The following is a 17,454-nucleotide window of genomic DNA, read 5'->3' as shown; positions in this document are numbered from 1 at the left end:
ATAAATACTTCGTTATTTTACCATAAATTGATCAACCATTGTCTTTATTTTCTTTTTCATAAAGATCCTCTGGAAGCAATTTAATGAATGGACTTATCTCACTAGTGAAACATATACATAATTCATGCATAGCACGAGTACACGATGTGTATAGCAGTTTTCGTTCACTTTCCAGACCGTATTGATCCTTCGATGCATCATAAATAATGACCGCGTCAAATTCTATTCCTTTTGCCAAATAAGAAGGGATAATCATAACTCCATCAGTGAATGTAGTTTTCCCTACACCAATTCTGTTAAGTTTCATTTTCCCCTTTAATGCTTCATATGCAAAACTTGTTTCTGCTTGTGTTTTACAAATAATCGCAATCGTTTTATGCCCAGATTCTATAAATTCCTTTGTTTTCTTCAAAATCTTCGATAGAAGATACTCCTGGTTTTGACAATGTACGATGACAGGCTTTTTCCCTTCTCGATTAAAAGGTTCAATTTGGCTACCATCCAAAAGCAGACTTTTTGTGAATGTAACAATTTCCTTCGTTGAACGATAGCTTCTATTCAAAATTACCTTTTCAGTTTCGTTTTTCTCAAACAAAAAAGTCAAAATGTCCAAACCTGCATTGTTTCCATGCGCATAGATCGTTTGGTTAAAGTCACCCAAAACTGTCAGTTTACTTTTTGGAAATAAATTCTTTAAAAAAGCAAACTGAAATGGCGAATAATCCTGAGCCTCATCAATGAAAAGGAACCGAATTTGTGAATTGGTCACGAAACCTTCCAATTTTTTTTTCATATATAAAAAAGGTGTCGCATCTTCATATAATAATCTTCCTTGATCAAGTTCATTCATTGTTAAACTTTTGATATTTTCCCAATCGGTAACTGGCCATTCTGTTTCTAACATTTTTTTATAAATGGAACGAACATCAAGAAAGGCAAGAGACTTTATTTTCTTGTACAGAGGCTTAAATCGCTTTTTCACGACATATTCGCTAAGGATTCTTTGCTCGCGTTCTCCTTCATCAAACGAATCTCGTTCATGTTCTTCGTGATTATTTGCGATCCGATAGCTTCTGAGATAATCTTCTTTTTCTAAGTATTGTATTTCTTCTTCAACCCACGCATCTTTTCTCTCTACTTTTTCAAGCTTCTTGATTTTTTTCAACAACCATTCAGAAACAAGCTGTAAACGATTAGGGATCGGTTTTTCATTACCTAGTTCATAAAAGTACTTTGAAATTTCCATCGCTGACACAAGGAGTTTTCCTCGGATTTTAATATTTTTGAATACTAATCCTTCACACTTCAACGCTTCCAAATATTCATTTATACCCTGTAAATAATTGAGTGATGATTTATATTGAATACTATTCAATCTATTTGAATACTTCAGATTCCCGTCATTATTCAGCACGAATTCTAGTTGATCGAATACATCTTCAACTTCAAGATTTTCTCCGAGCATCGCAAGCAAATATTGTTGAAAGGTCGTCTGCTGCATATTGTCTTCACCGAGCTCTGGCAACACATTGGCTACATAACTATTGAAAAGGGGATTTGGCGAAAACAATAATATATTCTCAGCGCTCATTCCCGCGCGATATCTGTACAATAAATAGGCAATCCTTTGCATAGCCGCAGATGTTTTCCCACTCCCGGCTGCACCTTGGACAAGTAAGAGACGACTCTTTTCATTACGAATAATAATATTTTGTTCTCTTTGAATAGTTGCGACAATGCTTTTCATTTGTGTGTCCGCCTGCTTACCAAGAACTTCTTGAAGCAAATCATCTCGGATTGCTTCACCCGTATCAAACATTCCCTCTAAAACACCATTACGTATAATGTATTGACGTTTTAAAAGTAACTCTCCACTTACCTTTTCACTAGGTGCCGTATATGTGGCAGGGCCAGGTGAAAAATCATAATATACACTGGAGATTGGAGCACGCCAATCATAGATCAAGAATTCTTCATGCTCTTCATCATAAAAAGTGCCGATTCCGATATAAATCTGCTCACTTTCTTCCATGTCTTTTTCATGAAAATCAATCCTCGCGAAATAAGGAGATGATTGAAGACGATTCAAAATAGCTATTTGCTTCATTGAATGATTTTGTCTCCGCTCTCTTTCAGAAAGCAATTCTGCTTGCTGATTAATGCTCGCAACCGTTTCAATTGTTTCATCTTCATTTTCCACATTAACTGTAACATCTTCCCAAAAACGTTTGCGAATTGATACTATATCTGTAGTTGCTTCACCTGCAGATTGTCTCAAATGCTGTTCCAACTTAGTTACTTTGTCAATCACAACCTCTATCCGCTCTTGCTCATATTCTCTTTCATTTTCCCAGTTCGTCATAAAGCACCCCTCCAATTTAGAAAAGCCTGCACCTTCTCAACTTAAGGCATAGCATTGTTTGTAGTTAGCCTGCTTTCGCAATAAGCTTTAAATCTCAAAATAGCTATTGACAAACCGCTATATCTTATGTATGATTAAATAAGGATATTTATAATCTATTATCTATTTAATCAATAGACTTTATTAGTATAACATCAGCTGTCCACGTATACAACAGCTGTTTTTTATGTTTTCCCCCTCATCTTTCCGCATATTTTAATAACTCACAATCATACCTTTCCATATTTTAAATTGATATTCTAACAAAAACCATCGAACGATTACACAATTCAACATTATCCTTCCATTAATTTGTCATTTAATCGGTCATTCTATAATTTTTTATCGCAATTTCCTGATTTAAAAACCAAATAATTTACAGTATGATTGTGTGGGCGGGTTTTTGAAGAAGTTTTTTAAAATATACATTTTCCATTACATCATGATTTGCAAAATACCAAACAATCATTCGAGGAGGGTATTCATGACAAATCTTACGCTAGAAATCAGTGAGAAATTGCAAAAGTTTTTACAAAGTCCCAAAAAGCTTTATATTAATGGGGAATTCGTTGAAAGTGTATCCAAAAAAACATTTTCAACCCCAAACCCTGCTACTGGCGAGAAATTGGCCGATGTGTACGAAGCAGACAATGAGGATATTAACCTAGCTGTCAACGCAGCACGTAATGCATTTGATAGCGGACCTTGGTCACGTATGAGTGCAGCTAATAGAAGCAGACTAATGTACAAGCTAGCTGATTTAATGGAAGAAAACAAACTTGAATTAGCACAATTAGAAACGTTAGATAACGGGAAACCAATAAATGAGACAACAAACGCAGACATCCCTCTCGCCATTGAACATATGCGCTATTATGCTGGCTGGTCAACGAAGATCGTTGGACAAACTATTCCAGTTAACGGAAATTTTTTTAACTACACCCGCCACGAAGCAGTCGGGGTCGTAGGTCAGATTATTCCTTGGAACTTCCCTTTGCTTATGGCAATGTGGAAACTAGGTGCAGCACTAGCTACCGGATGCACAATCATATTAAAACCTGCCGAACAAACTCCACTTTCAGCTATCTATTTAGCAGAGTTAATTGATGAAGCAGGGTTCCCAGATGGAGTCATCAATATTGTACCTGGATTCGGTGAAACAGCTGGACAAGCACTAGTTGATCATCCTCTTGTTGATAAAATTGCTTTCACAGGATCGACTGCGGTTGGTAAATCAATCATGAGGTCTGCTTCCTATTCATTAAAACGCGTTACACTTGAGCTTGGAGGAAAATCACCAAATATTATTCTTCCAGACGCCGATTTTTCAAAAGCAATTCCAGGTGCGCTGAATGGCGTCATGTTTAATCAAGGCCAAGTTTGCTGTGCAGGTTCCAGAGTATTCATCCAAAAGAAACATTATGATAATGTCGTTGCTGACATGGTTTCTCATGCTAAAAACATAAAACAAGGTATAGGTATGGATCCAAATACCCAAATCGGACCTCTTGTTTCTCAAGTACAACAAGATCGTGTTCTTGGATATATTGAACAAGGGTTAAGTGAAGGAGCAGAGGTACTTGTTGGTGGCGATAAGCCCCAGGATGATGGGTATTTTGTATCCCCAACCATCTTCGCTTCCGTTCAAGACGACATGTCCATTGCAAAAGAGGAAATCTTCGGCCCAGTTATCGCAGCCATGCCTTATGAAGATTTGGATGATGTAATTAACCGGGCAAATGCTAGTGAATACGGACTAGCAGCAGGACTTTGGACTCGTGATATTGCCAACGCTCATTACGTAGCAAGTAAGTTACGCGCTGGAACTGTATGGGTCAACTGTTACAATGCATTTGATGCTGCTTCTCCATTTGGTGGCTACAAGCAATCCGGCTCAGGACGTGAAATGGGCTCCTATGCACTAAATAATTATACAGAAGTAAAGAGTGTATGGGTAAACCTCGATAAGTAAATAAGCGCCTCTAAGTGAGAATGAGTAAAAGGAAATAATTCTTCGTTCATTCATCGATAAGGATTTGTAACCTTTATATCGATGGATGAACAAAGTTTAATCCATTTATTTCATTCTCTTTTCTTCGATTTATGCAATATCAAAATAATTCTTTATGTTTTCAATACCACTAATATAATTCTTAAAAAATCTCAAAACACCTCATTCTTTTTAAAACAATCCATTTTATCACATAAAATCATTGTTATTCAGTAGACTAAAACACATTCATCCATCTATTACAAAATACGAATGATATTATTTTAATATAGAAATATCAGAGAAAGTGTTTAATTTTTTTAAAAAAAGTGTATATTAATACGTAGACTATTTTTAGTCAAAAAAATAACTGTATGTTAAAAATGCTCCATTAATTAATGATCGGAAGCTACTTATTTTGTTTTCAAGCTGTTAACATGCAGTAAACCCATATTGGGGGGAGTTTATTTATGAATAGTAAAGACAAGGATGAGGTAATCCGGAGTGTTCCCCAAACCGGTTTCTTTGGACATCCTCGAGGGTTATTCACTCTCTTTTTCACAGAGTTTTGGGAACGATTTTCTTACTATGGCATGAGAGCCATCCTAATTTTCTACATGTACTATGAAGTAACCCAAGGTGGACTTGGTCTTGATCGTACTACTGCCAACTCTATCATGGCCATCTACGGTTCATTGGTGTATATGTCTGGCATTATTGGCGGATGGATTGCCGATCGTTTATTAGGGACTGCAAGAACGGTTTTTTATGGCGGAGTTTTAATTATGATCGGCCATATTATCCTATCATTCCCTGGTAGTGCTACAGCATTATTTGTGTCGATGGCCTTTATCATTATCGGAACTGGTCTCCTAAAACCGAATGTATCTAGTGTTGTTGGCGATTTATACAGCGATAATGATATTCGCCGGGATTCAGGTTTTAGCATTTATTATATGGGGATTAACCTTGGTGGTTTTCTTGCACCATTAATTGTCGGAACAATTGGACAAACATATAATTTCCATCTCGGTTTCGGTATTGCAGCGGTTGGGATGTTTATCGGACTTATCGTGTATCTCGTTACTAAGAAGAAAAATCTTGGTCTTGCTGGGCAATATGTACCGAACCCACTTGCGAAAGAAGATCGATTCAAGGTATTTGGTTCAATTGGGCTCGGAGTAGTTATCATCGTGATACTTGGTGCCATTGGTATTAATACGGGGTACTTAACCATTGACCGCTTTATTTTCCTTGTAAGTATATTTGGAATCATTATTCCAGCTGCGTTTTTCACTTTCATGTACCGCAGTCCGAAAACGAACGCAGATGAACGTTCCCGTTTGCTTGCCTATATCCCTTTATTTATTGCAGCGATGATGTTTTGGGCTATTCAGGAACAAGGTTCAAATATATTAGCCACATATGCAAACGATCGAACACAACTGGAATTTGCAGGAATCACACTGCAATCATCTTGGTTCCAATCGCTTAATCCATTATTCATTGTTTTCCTTGCGCCAGTATTCGCTTGGATTTGGGTTCGTTTAGGTGATCGTCAGCCTTCTACACCGAAGAAATTTTCACTCGGATTGCTTTTCGCTGGTTTATCCTTTATTGTCATGATTTTTCCTGCATACTTAAACGGTACAGAAAGTCTTGCGAGCCCACTATGGCTCGTACTTAGCTTTTTTCTAGTTGTACTTGGAGAATTATGCTTATCACCAGTAGGAATGTCAGCTACTACTAAATTAGCGCCATCCGCTTTCTCAGCTCAAACAATGAGCCTCTGGTTCCTGACAAATGCTTCAGCACAGGCCATTAATGCTCAAGTTGTTAAATTATATACAGAGAAAACTGAAATTCTTTATTTCGGCGTTATCGGCGGTATTTCCATTGCATTAGGAATTATTTTATTCCTCATCTCACCTGTCATTCAACGACAAATGAAAGGTGTTCGATAAAGTGAAACTTCCCTCAGTGAGGGTTAGTTGAACCAATCGGGGATTTACAGGCTGTTTATCCCCCACCTATTAATTTCTTGATTCTCTCGCAAAAATTGAGGTGGGGGTATTACAGCCTGTTAAACCGGGATAAATAACAAAGTAGGAGTAGCCTTCCTATGCAAAATGCCTGCTCCATCTACTAGACGGAGCAGGCATTTTGTTTTTCATTCAGTTTTCTTGAGGAATAGATTGCAAAAAGTTTCTTTTTTTATTAACTATCGATACAATATAAAGGAAGATTTTGATAAAGTGAAACTTCAATCAGTGGGGGTTTTCTTCATCCCCCACTGATTGTTAGTTGAACCAATCGGGCTTTTATGGGCAGTTAACCCCCATACGCTTCCTCGGTTCCTCTAAGCCTTGAGGTGGGGGTTTTACTGCCCGTTAAAGCGGGATAAACTGAAATTTCCATCAGCGTTTTTTTATCCCCTTCGTTTTTTTCTTGATCCGTCACAATATTTAGAGTGAGCGTATTATCGCCTGTTAAAATGGGATAAAAATTTCTTTAAAGAATCTTTAATAAGGAGTGTATGATGATGAACGATTTTCAATTAAAGTTAGATAACTATGCAGAGCTAGCTGTTAAAGTTGGTGTCAATGTCCAACCTGATCAAACTCTTGTTGTGAATACAACATTAGAAGGTGCTGAGCTAGTACGTCTTATTGTAAAAAAAGCCTATGAAGCAGGAGCATACAACGTGATCGTAAACTGGCATGACGATTCTGTTAATCGCACGAAGTATGAGTTAGCACCAGATAAAGTGTTCACGGAATATCCACATCGGCGAGCACAGGAAACGATTGAACTTGCCGAAAACGGCGCTGCTTACCTTTCCGTCATTTCTTCAAGCCCTGATCTATTAAAAGGCATTGATCCTGAGCGAATTGCCAATGCTCAAAAAGCTTCAGGTACAGCTTTACAAAAATGGCGTCAATACATGCAATCCGATAAAGTAAGCTGGTCCATTGTCGCTGTACCTTCACAAGCTTGGGCAGATAAAGTATTTCCGGATGTTGCAGAGGAAAACCGGATACATAAACTATGGGATGCGATCTTTAAAGCAACGCGTGCTGATGTCGAAAACCCAATCGAAGCTTGGAAAACTCATGATGGAACTCTTCATGAAAAAGTCGATTATTTAAACGAAAAACGATACCAAAAACTACATTACACTGCACCTGGTACAGACCTTACGATTGAACTACCTAAAACTCACCTTTGGGTAGGTGCTGGTAGCACAAACGAAAAAGGCCATGAATTCATGGCGAATATGCCGACTGAAGAAGTGTTTACGGTCCCTTTTAAAACAGGAGTTAATGGAACCGTCGCAAGTACGAAACCACTAAGCTACGGTGGCAATATCATCGATAACTTCAGCGTTACGTTCAAAGAAGGCCGGATTGTTGAAGTAAAAGCGGAACAAGGTGAAGAAATCTTAAAGAAATTAGTAGAAACAGACGAAGGATCTCATTATCTCGGTGAAGTCGCTCTTGTCCCTTTCAATTCACCGATTTCTCAATCAAATGTTCTTTTCTTCAACACACTATTCGATGAAAATGCTTCTAACCATTTAGCAATTGGAAGCTCCTATGCATTTTGTATCGAAGGTGGCAAACAAATGTCTCAAGAAGAACTTGCCGAGAACGGATTGAACCACAGCCTTACCCATGTCGACTTCATGATTGGCTCTGACAAAATGAATATCGACGGCATCAAACCAGATGGAACAAGCGAACCTGTCTTCCGTAATGGGGATTGGGCGTTTTAATTGAAACGTTGATATAGAGGCTTTTCTAAGGTCTAAAACCTTGAATGGAATATAAGAAAAAAGGAGAGTAATCATGATCGGCTCTCCTTTTTTACTATTCATATGGGTAGTCAGAATTGGCGACTCTTACTCGGAACGTTCAAGTTTAGATGGCTTTCGTTGTCCATGATTCTACGTCCCAAATATCTGTTACCACGTCTTGGTAAAAATCAGGTTCATGTGAGATAAGGACCACGCTTCCCTTATACGATTTCAAAGCTCGTTTTAGCTCAGCTTTTGCATCTTTATCCAAATGGTTGGTTGGCTCATCAAAAACAAGGATATTGCTTTCTTGGTTAAGGAGCTTACATAACCGGACTTTCGCTTGCTCTCCACCACTTAATACGGATATTTTACTTTCAATATGTTTTCTAGTTAACCCACATCTCGCAAGAGCAGCGCGTACCTGTCCTTGGCTTAACTGAGGAAACGTATTCGATATTTCTTCGATGCACGTGTTTTGATTTTCCGTTTTCACTTCTTGTTCAAAATACCCAATATACTGATGTTCACCGCGTTCAAGTGAACCAGCAAGAGATCTTATTTCTCCGAGCATGCTACGAAGGAGTGTAGTCTTACCAATCCCATTCGCTCCAACTAATGCCACTTTTTGTCCACGCTCTATATAAAGATTTAACGGCTTTGATAGTGGCTCATCGTACCCAATGACAAATTCTTTCGTCTCAACAATTAATTTACCTGAGGTTCTTGCTTCTTTAAAGTTGAAATCAGGTTTTGGTCGTTCCTGTGCTATTTCAATAACATCCATTTTATCGAGTTTTTTCTGTCTCGACATGGCAAGGCTGCTGGTAGATGCCCTTGCCTTATTACGGGCTACAAAATCTTTTAAACTAGAAATTTCTGATTGTTGTCTCTTAAAGGCAGCTTCAACTTGTATTTTTTTAGCTTCATAGGCAATAAGGAAATGGTTGTAATCACCCACGTAGCGATTTAATTTCTGATTTTCTAAATGGTAGATCACATTTGCAACGCTATTAAGAAATGGAATATCATGAGAAATTAATAAAAAAGCATTATCGTATTCTTGCAGGTAACGTCTTAACCACTCAATGTGTTGTTCGTCTAAATAGTTTGTAGGCTCATCTAAAAGAAGAATGTCTGGTTTCTCAAGTAAAAGCTTGGCTAATAAAACCTTTGTTCGTTGCCCACCGCTTAAATCATGAACATCTTTTTCTAATCCTATACCATCAAGTCCAAGACCACGTGCCACTTCTTCTACCTTAGAATCAATCATATAGAAATCATTATTTGTTAATATGTCTTGTAATGTACCAACTTCCTCTAACAACTTTTCTATTTCTTCAGGTGTAACGTCTGAAATCTTTTCATAAATGGTATTAATATTCGTTTCAACGTCAAAGAGATATTGAAAAGCCATTTTTAATACGTCACGGATTGACATTCCCTTTTGTAAAACCGTATGTTGATCAAGATAACCGACTCGTTGATGCTTTGACCACTCTATTTTTCCATCGTCAGGCTGAAGTTGCCCTGTAATGATATTCATAAACGTCGATTTACCTTCGCCGTTTGCCCCAATTAAAGCTATATGTTCACCTTTTAACAAGCGGAAGGAAACATTATCAAAGATCGTACGATCGCCAAATCCGTGGTTTAGGTCTGTAACCGTTAATACACTCATATATTTAACCTCATTTAAATTTCATTTTATTTTGTTTCGTTTAGTTTAGGAAATAACTATAAAATCGTTCATCTGATTGTTATAGTTCAATATTGAACTATAACACAGAAAATGGAATAGTTGAATGGAAAAAATTTGGAAACGAAGGGACGGTTCTTACAGGGGACAATCGGAAGTTTTACGCGCAAAAAGGCACGATAAGCGGTTTTTAGCTGCTTATTGTGCCTTTCCCTATTCTTGAGTTTACGTAAACGTCAAGTAGCCCAAATACACGATGAAAATTGTGTTTTCGGGACTACTTTTTGTTTAATTCCCTTTTTATCGGCACTTTGCATATGGAAGGTAAATCCGTTGACCAAGGTAAGACTTGATCTATTTCCTCTTTATTCGTTACATCCATATTTGGTAGCGTTTCAAATAAATAGCGAAGATAATGATACGGACTTAAACCGTTCTCTTTTGCCGTTTCAACGACACTATACATGATGGCGCTCCCTCTAGCACCTCGCGATGTATTGGAGAACATCCAATTTTTTCTCCCACTCACAAACGGTTTAATGGAACGTTCACTTCTATTATTATCGATTTCTAAATGGCCATCTAATAAAAAAGCTTCAAGGTGATTACATTGTTTCAAACAATAAGTGATGGCTTTTCCTAGAGCGCTTTTGGGTAGGTTTTGGTCTTTTTGTTCATAAAGCCATGCTGAAAAAAGTCCAGAATGGGCCTGCTTTTTTCCCTTCCGTAATGGGGATTGGGCGTTTTAATGATTAGGAGGGTTTCTCAAAAAAGGTCTGATCCTTAGGTTTGAGATCCCTCTTTTTTTATGGTCACACAAGGAATAATCTGTAAAATAGAAGCGGCCGCATTATCCATCTATTATTTTAATTCTTCGCAGCAACTCTGTACCGTAGAATTTCGTAATCGCTAAATATTCACGTACATACGATTTTACTAGAACAACTTTTGGTGTGTCTGCGGCAATTCCCGAAAGTTTCAATCCTTGACTCGCAGCAATTTTCTCAGCTCTGTAAACATGAAAGTCATTTGTGACAAGAAAACCTTTCAAGACACCTTCTGGAATACGCTGTTTTGAATATTTTATATTTTCATACGTACTTGTCGAACGGTCCTCCAAAATGATTCTTGATTCATCAATTCCATATTTCAGCAACCCTCGCTTCATCGCTTCTGCTTCGCTAATATCTTCACCACTTCCTTGACCACCAGATACAATCGCAATCGTAGACTTGTTTCTAGTTAAATATTCTGCCGCCGTATTTATTCGATATTGTAAAGCAAGAGACGGAACAGTACCCTTCACTCTTGCACCTAACACGATTAAATAGTCAGCATGATTGGGTGCTTCTTTTTGAATGGCTTGATGAATATTTATGTGTAAACACCCAATATATACGATACCCAGCGCAGCAGAGATAAAAATAAAATAACTAATTTTTTTCATCCTGTCTCTTCTGTTTTTCCAGAAAACAATTTTCACTTTTGATCCCTACCCTCAATTCACTCCTATCACTTAACACCACTTTCAATGATCACTTTCCGATTATTTGCATCAAGTTTTGCAAACGTTCCAAGTGGAATAGCCACATGTGGGGTGCAATGACCAATCTGAAAACCTGATACCGTTGGTTTATTAGCTAGTTTAATATAATGCTGTAGAACTTCAGTCAATGTAAGTGTTAAGGTACGTGTCGTCTCACATTCTTTAAAGTCACCTACTAATATCCCCGCTGCATCAGATAATTTACCGCTCATGTACAACTGGTTCAGCATTCTATCTATTGAACGGGGTTCTTCGTGAATCTCTTCAATAAATAGCAGTTTACCTTTTGTATCTAATTCAAATTCAGTACCAAGTGTACTGACTAGCAATGTTAAGTTTCCACCGATTAGTAGTCCACTTGCTTCACCTGGAATTTCAGTTACAAGTGGTGAGATTGTCTCATCATATACAAATGGCTGTGATTCAAACAATTGCAAGAATCGTGATTTAGTTACAGGATCAATTGTTACACCAGCCAAATCAGAGCTTAGCATCGGACCATGAAAAGTAACAAGTCCTGTTTTTTGAAAAAATGCGTTATGCAAAAAAGTAAGATCACTATATCCCCAGAAGATTTTCGGGTTATTTCTAATGATTTCATAATCGATTTGAGCAGCCATTCTTGGTGTTCCATACCCGCCACGCGCTGAAAAAATGGCTTTTATACTAGGATCAGAAAACATACTGTGCACATCTTCCACTCTTTCGTCATCACTGCCTGCTAAATAACCATATTGGCATTCTATGTTTTTCCCAAGCTTACAATTTAAGCCCAACTCAGTAAAAAAAGAAAGAGCTTGTTTGACTTTCTCTTGATCTGGAGGACTTGCTGGAGCAATGACTCCTACTGTATCCCCTTTTTGAAGGCGTGCCGGTTTTATTATATTCATGTTGATCCTCCTTCACATTCTTCTATTACTATACGTATTACACCATTACCCTTTGTATGAAGATTAAGAAGACGAAGCTTTGTTAACTTTAGGTCTGTCATCAAATAACATGAAATCTAAGTTGGATCAGAGAAAAAATAACAGATTCCGTAACTCATTAGTTTTTTCTTAGATCAAATGAAAAAACCTAATAAACATAAAGTCTATTAGGCAAACATGACTAAATCGTTCAATTAAAGCTGTTCCACGTTCTCCTTCCTTTTCCATTTCATTACAGGTGAATCCTTTCCACTCAATTCCGTCTGCTTATCCCAACTATCTTTTTCCGAGCCATCCGCAGGGACCCGATCCGCTTCATCAATGAGCCATTTTTTTCTTTTAACATCATACTTCAAGCTATATGTGCGAATCTCTTTATAGGACATATCTTCATACCTATCGATGCCTCGGATTTTGAACTTATTATTATATGCAACAAAAGCTTCGACATCTGCAGTCCATTCATCATGAATTTGATTGATATCCAAATCGTCAAGATTCACAACTGTTCCCAAATGCTGCATTTGAATTTCATCCACGTATTCTTCTAATTCAGCAAATTCTGATTCAACGTTGACTAATTCAAGACCTTCTAGAACCGAGTCCGAAACATTGGTAAAATGTTTTGCCTCAAATTCGTTTGTATAATACACGACAAAATCTTTATTGAAGGTTTCTACTGCGGAAATGACATCTTTTTGAATTCGCTGATCACTTTGGGCTATTTTTTCGTCATCGATAAGCAAGCTTACTTGATTGCTGCCTCCCCAGACATCTACTTTTCTTTTGTCTATAAAAGTACCCAGCTTATTTTTCACGGTCACATTAATTTGATAAGCACCTGGAAGAACCGGGCCATATAATTTCTCTTCTTTGTCTTTTTTAAGCGTATCATTGGATTTTTGGATGGTAAGATGAATCTCATCGTCTTTATGCTGACCGGTTACCTTGATGTAAGCTGTCTTAACTTTAAACTTATACTCCGGAAACAAACCCCATTTCTTTCCGGCCTCAACCAAACTAATTTGCTGGTTGGTTGTCTTGAATTCTTTCTTTTCCACTTGTTTATCCAAGCTTTCTGTGATCACCTGGTAGCTATTATTATTAGCATTTAGATAAGCAACCAGCGCTTTCAAGGATGCATCATTTATAACAGCCCTTTTATCATCAGCGATCATCCATTCCTTAAGCTGTTTGGGCTTCTTCTGCTCAACAGCTTGTTCAAAGGCCTCCACAGCTTGTTTCGGTTTGTTACTTTGCTGGATAAAAAGGACTGTGGCCATGATGGCAATCATTAGAACAAAGGCTGCCGGAATTGCATATAACCACTTTTTATTCACATTGTTCACGGCTCCTTAGTAAATTGATCCTTTTACAAAAATCTTATCTAAGCTATCCCCATATTTATTAACCGGGTCGATTGTCCATTTCCCATTCTTTTTCACAAGAGAAACTTCAATTTTTCTGCTACTGGACTTCATGTCCATTGAATCTAAGATTATGTCAAATTTAGATAGAACGTACTCATCGATTGCCTTTTCATCATAATTACCTGTTTTATCTCGGAATTCTTTTTGATATTCATACACGTCTTGATATAGTTCCTGTAACGGAAGTGTCGTTATATCAAACGCAACGATAGCTTTATCATTGGCATATGCTGCAGTTGATGACGTGACCACTGCTTTTTCTGCCAAAATATCACGATAGCTAATGTATAGTTTGTCGATTTCCTCATCCGTTAAGTCCTTTTTAAATAATTCCTTCACTTCGGTTTTGAACGTATTTTTCGCAGCTTCCTGCATAGCTGGTTTATCGGCAGATACGAATTGTTCGTAATCATTGTTTTCCTTTTCGTAATAGATTTGATCGACATAGGCTGTGAAGGCTTTCGCAGGATCTTGAAGTGTTTCATAACTATCTGCATATTTCTTCGTATCAAGCTTGAGTACCAGCTCATGATTATCTTCTTCAAAGTCACTAGAAATCGGATTCAATCCGATTTCATATTCCTTATCCTTTTCCACTTCGAAAATAGCAAGAATTGATTTTGCCTTTCCAGCACCGAGATTCCCGCTAGTGCCGATATTTAAATCTATTTTTCGATTATACAATTCTGGCTTTATATTGATCTGTTGGTCTCCATCATACAATTTAACCCCTTCATATTCTGAAAGAAGCATCGATGAATCCGATAGATTCTTTACCTTTAATTTTACGGCAATTATTCCTTGATCCTGATTTTCAGGCATGCCATGCTCAATATCTGGAACGATGTAAGATGCTTCCTCAATTGATGCTTCTAATTGCTTATTTTTGTTCTTCCCCTGATTTTTGTCCGCAGATGCCTTTTCATCTGTACCTGAGCATGCTCCTAAAACAAAAATGAGACCTATTAAAATCAATAAAATGGTTCCTTTTTTTTTCATGGTTTTATCTCCTCTCAAAATTGTCTTCTACTAACATGGTATCTGTAAATCATTGAATCTTAATTAAAAAATCTGGAATTTTTTGTTCATTTATCCACTATTTTTTATCCTACCATAAGTTCATTTTATTAAAATGCCTTTTTTAAAAAATCGATCGTTTATCCTGTCTTTTCCAAATTTCCGATTCATTAATCTAGGAATTTTTGCTCAATTATAGGAATGTTTGAAAGAGAAAAACCACCTATCACTTTACATAAAATTACATTCCAACTAATTTACCTATGTCTTTCTCCATGTCTCATAGATTACGATCAATGAAAAAGCATCCATCCTCCGATTAGCTGGTATCAAGAATTTAATTCCATCAGCCACTAATTGATTTTTAGTTCGCATTTTCCCCTCGCCCTTTTACGGATTCTATATAGCCCTACAAATCTAATATTGCCGTGTTTTAGCCGTATAAAAAAAGAACACCTCTTAGAGATGCTCAAATCTTGTTTATGTTAAATTCACGCTCTTCCTTGTTCCCTAATTTTTTGGTTTTTCAAGATTGGGAATCTTTTCTTCTCCGTGACATCAATTTGGGTAATTTCACCTTCATGAACGGTAATGTTAAGAGAACCGAACTCAAGATCCTTGAGACTTGATATAATATACTTTAATTTTAATTCATCAATGCTCCCCATTCGAATCTCCTCCTGGTTTTTGGATATGAAAAAACCCCTTCCCAAAAATAAGAAGAGGTTAAGCAACAAAACTGTACTTTACTCTTCTTATCTGTCAAGCATTCGCTTGCTGGAATTGGCACAGTATTGCAAGTCTGCTGCCGAGGTATCTTAGGGCCAGTCCCTCCACCTCTCTTGATAAGAAAGTTGATTATGAGAGGATGTTCAAAAAGTCCGGTAAAAATAGCTGTCGAATTGCATCAAAGCTCTGTCTCTCCGGTCCTCACGTATTCCTGCATACGCTCCGGTCCTCTCAAGATGCGCTCCTCGAACTTCTCGGCTCTTTTTATCCTCCTTTTTGAACACGCACTTTAAGTTAAATATAGTGTAAATTCCCAGACAGTTTTTGTCAATCATTTCACCTACTTTTCCTAGATAATAAGTATGAATTATACTTGTATTTTTCATCCTCTTTAAATCACCACTTCTCCTTCATTTTCCCTTGTAATTAGATGGCATTAGTTAAATTTGATTCAAGATTATCTTCTTCTCTGTTTATTCTCTTCAAGAATCTCTTCGTTCTTTCTTCTTTAGGATTATTAAAAATAACTGTCGGGATTCCTTCCTCGACAACTTCACCTTGATCCATAAACACGATATAATCTGAGACATCTTTAGCAAAACTTACTTCATGTGTCACAATAATCATCGCAATCCCTTCATCCGCAATCCGCTTAATTACCTCAAGCACCTCTCCGACAAGTTCTGGATCAAGTGCTGATGTTGGTTCATCTAGTAAAATCACCTCTGGATTAAGCGCAAGTGCCCTTGCAATACCTACCCGCTGCTGTTGACCTCCAGAAAGCTGAACTGGATAGGCATTTGCTTTCTCCGTTAACCCAACTTTTTCTATTACTTCCATTGCCAATTTCCTTGCTGTTTCTTTTGGCTGTTTCTGAACAATGACCAATCCTTCCATCACATTTTCAATGACGGTTTTATGTTTAAATAGGTTATATTGTTGGAACACCATAGCGGTTTTTTTCCGAAGTGTAAGAATTTCTTTTTTATTGACCTGTTTACTGTTTACCTTAAAATCATCAACCATTACTTCACCCTCATTAGGTCTTTCTAGAAAGTTGATGCAACGAAGTAACGTTGTCTTCCCAGATCCGCTAGGTCCAAGTATCGAGACAACCTCTCCCTTATTTACTGTAAGATCAATTCCTTTTAACACGAGTTGACTTCCGAATGATTTCTGGATATTTCTTAGCTGTATCATGCTACACCCCCTCGATTATAAACCGTTACTCTTTTTTCTAATAATGCAGTAACTTTTTCTGAGATAATTGTTAAGCCCCAATAGATCAAGGCCGCTGCGATATAGGCTTCAAGAAATTTCAAGTTATTTGAAGCAACGATGTTGGCAGCACCCGTTAATTCTTTTTGCGAAACGATAAAAGCAATGGACGATGTATGCAAAAATCCGATAAAGATATTACATAAATTAGGAAGAGAAACTGCAATAGCTTGTGGGAAGACAATTCTTCTCATCGCCTGAAAGCCCGTCATTCCAATTGATTCAGCTGCTTCTAACTGTCCTTGATCAACCGCCAATATACCTGCTCGAATAATTTCTGACATATAAGCGCCAGCTGTCAAGGATAATGCCATTAAAACAAATAACAGAATCGGAATGGAAGTGGATTGAATGGACCAGTGAAACGTTTCAGCCATTTTGTCAATAAGAAGTGGCAAGCCCAAATAGATCAGCATAATATGCATCAATGCCGGCGTCCCTCTTAAAAATGACACATAGAAATTGGCCAAACGATATATTCCTTTTACTTTCCGAATCCTAATTAACGTAATTCCAATCCCAATAAGAAAACCAATCATTAACGGGACCAGGGTAATAATCATCGTCAATGGTAGTGCTTTGAATATTTCGGTTAATGCCGTAAAAATAAATGGAATATCAATTTGCATAATTTCAGAT

At 37.4% G+C, this 17,454-nt stretch carries 12 protein-coding genes, 1 pseudogene and 1 riboswitch; of the genes and pseudogenes, 3 read left to right on the top strand and 10 right to left on the bottom strand.

Features of this window, described 5'->3' with window-relative positions; translation table 11 throughout:
- Window positions 1–31: 31 nt before the first annotated feature.
- Complete coding sequence (gene helD / locus AC1MGI_RS11405; RefSeq protein ID WP_480345376.1) at window positions 32–2,362, bottom strand: RNA polymerase recycling motor HelD; 2,331 nt, start codon at window positions 2,360–2,362, stop codon at window positions 32–34.
- Between the two features lie 523 nt (window positions 2,363–2,885).
- On the opposite strand from helD, the gene AC1MGI_RS11400 reads away from it, so the two are divergent.
- From AC1MGI_RS11400 to AC1MGI_RS11390, 3 genes are all read left to right on the top strand, one after another.
- The gene (locus tag AC1MGI_RS11400; RefSeq protein WP_480345375.1) at window positions 2,886–4,373 is read left to right on the top strand and encodes an aldehyde dehydrogenase family protein; all 1,488 of its coding nucleotides are present in this window, start codon (window positions 2,886–2,888) and stop codon (window positions 4,371–4,373) included.
- Window positions 4,374–4,861: 488 nt separating this feature from the next.
- Complete coding sequence (locus AC1MGI_RS11395; protein ID WP_480345374.1) at window positions 4,862–6,355, top strand: peptide MFS transporter; 1,494 nt, start codon at window positions 4,862–4,864, stop codon at window positions 6,353–6,355.
- Window positions 6,356–6,933: 578 nt separating this feature from the next.
- Window positions 6,934–8,166 (top strand): aminopeptidase, encoded by a 1,233-nt coding sequence (locus AC1MGI_RS11390; RefSeq protein ID WP_480349770.1) that lies wholly within the window; start codon window positions 6,934–6,936, stop codon window positions 8,164–8,166.
- Window positions 8,167–8,311: 145 nt separating this feature from the next.
- Here the strand turns inward: AC1MGI_RS11390 and AC1MGI_RS11385 are convergent, their stop codons facing one another.
- The 9 genes and pseudogenes from AC1MGI_RS11385 to AC1MGI_RS11345 all read right to left on the bottom strand — a co-directional run bounded on the left by AC1MGI_RS11385 (window position 8,312) and on the right by AC1MGI_RS11345 (window position 17,444).
- Window positions 8,312–9,868 carry an ABC-F family ATP-binding cassette domain-containing protein gene (locus tag AC1MGI_RS11385; RefSeq protein WP_480345373.1) on the bottom strand — a complete coding sequence of 519 codons (1,557 nt, stop codon included), beginning with the start codon at window positions 9,866–9,868 and terminating at the stop codon, window positions 8,312–8,314.
- Between the two features lie 295 nt (window positions 9,869–10,163).
- A pseudogene (locus AC1MGI_RS11380) lies at window positions 10,164–10,606 on the bottom strand (IS66 family transposase); the annotation flags it as partial.
- A 130-nt stretch (window positions 10,607–10,736) separates the two neighbouring features.
- A complete protein-coding gene (locus tag AC1MGI_RS11375) occupies window positions 10,737–11,333 on the bottom strand; it encodes a YdcF family protein (RefSeq protein WP_480345372.1) in 597 nt (198 codons plus the stop codon).
- Window positions 11,334–11,398: 65 nt separating this feature from the next.
- On the bottom strand, window positions 11,399–12,322 hold the full coding sequence (locus AC1MGI_RS11370) for a S66 peptidase family protein (protein WP_480345371.1): 924 nt from the start codon (window positions 12,320–12,322) through the stop codon (window positions 11,399–11,401).
- Window positions 12,323–12,555: 233 nt separating this feature from the next.
- Window positions 12,556–13,701 (bottom strand): TcaA second domain-containing protein, encoded by a 1,146-nt coding sequence (locus AC1MGI_RS11365; RefSeq protein WP_480345370.1) that lies wholly within the window; start codon window positions 13,699–13,701, stop codon window positions 12,556–12,558.
- A 15-nt stretch (window positions 13,702–13,716) separates the two neighbouring features.
- The gene (locus tag AC1MGI_RS11360; RefSeq protein ID WP_480345369.1) at window positions 13,717–14,790 is read right to left on the bottom strand and encodes a DUF5105 domain-containing protein; all 1,074 of its coding nucleotides are present in this window, start codon (window positions 14,788–14,790) and stop codon (window positions 13,717–13,719) included.
- Between the two features lie 509 nt (window positions 14,791–15,299).
- Entirely contained in the window at window positions 15,300–15,476 is a 177-nt protein-coding gene (locus AC1MGI_RS11355) for a YezD family protein (protein WP_172796842.1), read from the bottom strand.
- An 84-nt stretch (window positions 15,477–15,560) separates the two neighbouring features.
- A riboswitch (SAM riboswitch) is annotated at window positions 15,561–15,660 on the bottom strand.
- Window positions 15,661–15,963: 303 nt separating this feature from the next.
- The gene (locus AC1MGI_RS11350) at window positions 15,964–16,737 is read right to left on the bottom strand and encodes an amino acid ABC transporter ATP-binding protein (protein ID WP_480345368.1); all 774 of its coding nucleotides are present in this window, start codon (window positions 16,735–16,737) and stop codon (window positions 15,964–15,966) included.
- On the bottom strand, window positions 16,734–17,444 hold the full coding sequence (locus AC1MGI_RS11345; RefSeq protein WP_454215000.1) for an amino acid ABC transporter permease: 711 nt from the start codon (window positions 17,442–17,444) through the stop codon (window positions 16,734–16,736). The genes AC1MGI_RS11350 and AC1MGI_RS11345 overlap by 4 nt, the downstream gene beginning before the upstream one ends.
- Window positions 17,445–17,454 lie beyond the last annotated feature (10 nt).

This window comes from Peribacillus sp. BM1, assembly GCF_056679975.1.
This window is presented reverse-complemented; position numbering and strand designations above follow the sequence as displayed.

Coding starts and splice junctions, on each gene's coding strand:
- helD (WP_480345376.1), bottom strand. CDS start 2,362: ATGACGAACTGGGAAAATGAAAGAGAATATGAGCAAGAGCGGATAGAG.
- AC1MGI_RS11400 (WP_480345375.1), top strand. CDS start 2,886: ATGACAAATCTTACGCTAGAAATCAGTGAGAAATTGCAAAAGTTTTTA.
- AC1MGI_RS11395 (WP_480345374.1), top strand. CDS start 4,862: ATGAATAGTAAAGACAAGGATGAGGTAATCCGGAGTGTTCCCCAAACC.
- AC1MGI_RS11390 (WP_480349770.1), top strand. CDS start 6,934: ATGAACGATTTTCAATTAAAGTTAGATAACTATGCAGAGCTAGCTGTT.
- AC1MGI_RS11385 (WP_480345373.1), bottom strand. CDS start 9,868: ATGAGTGTATTAACGGTTACAGACCTAAACCACGGATTTGGCGATCGT.
- AC1MGI_RS11375 (WP_480345372.1), bottom strand. CDS start 11,333: ATGAAAAAAATTAGTTATTTTATTTTTATCTCTGCTGCGCTGGGTATC.
- AC1MGI_RS11370 (WP_480345371.1), bottom strand. CDS start 12,322: ATGAATATAATAAAACCGGCACGCCTTCAAAAAGGGGATACAGTAGGA.
- AC1MGI_RS11360 (WP_480345369.1), bottom strand. CDS start 14,790: ATGAAAAAAAAAGGAACCATTTTATTGATTTTAATAGGTCTCATTTTT.
- AC1MGI_RS11355 (WP_172796842.1), bottom strand. CDS start 15,476: ATGGGGAGCATTGATGAATTAAAATTAAAGTATATTATATCAAGTCTC.
- AC1MGI_RS11350 (WP_480345368.1), bottom strand. CDS start 16,737: ATGATACAGCTAAGAAATATCCAGAAATCATTCGGAAGTCAACTCGTG.
- AC1MGI_RS11345 (WP_454215000.1), bottom strand. CDS start 17,444: ATGCAAATTGATATTCCATTTATTTTTACGGCATTAACCGAAATATTC.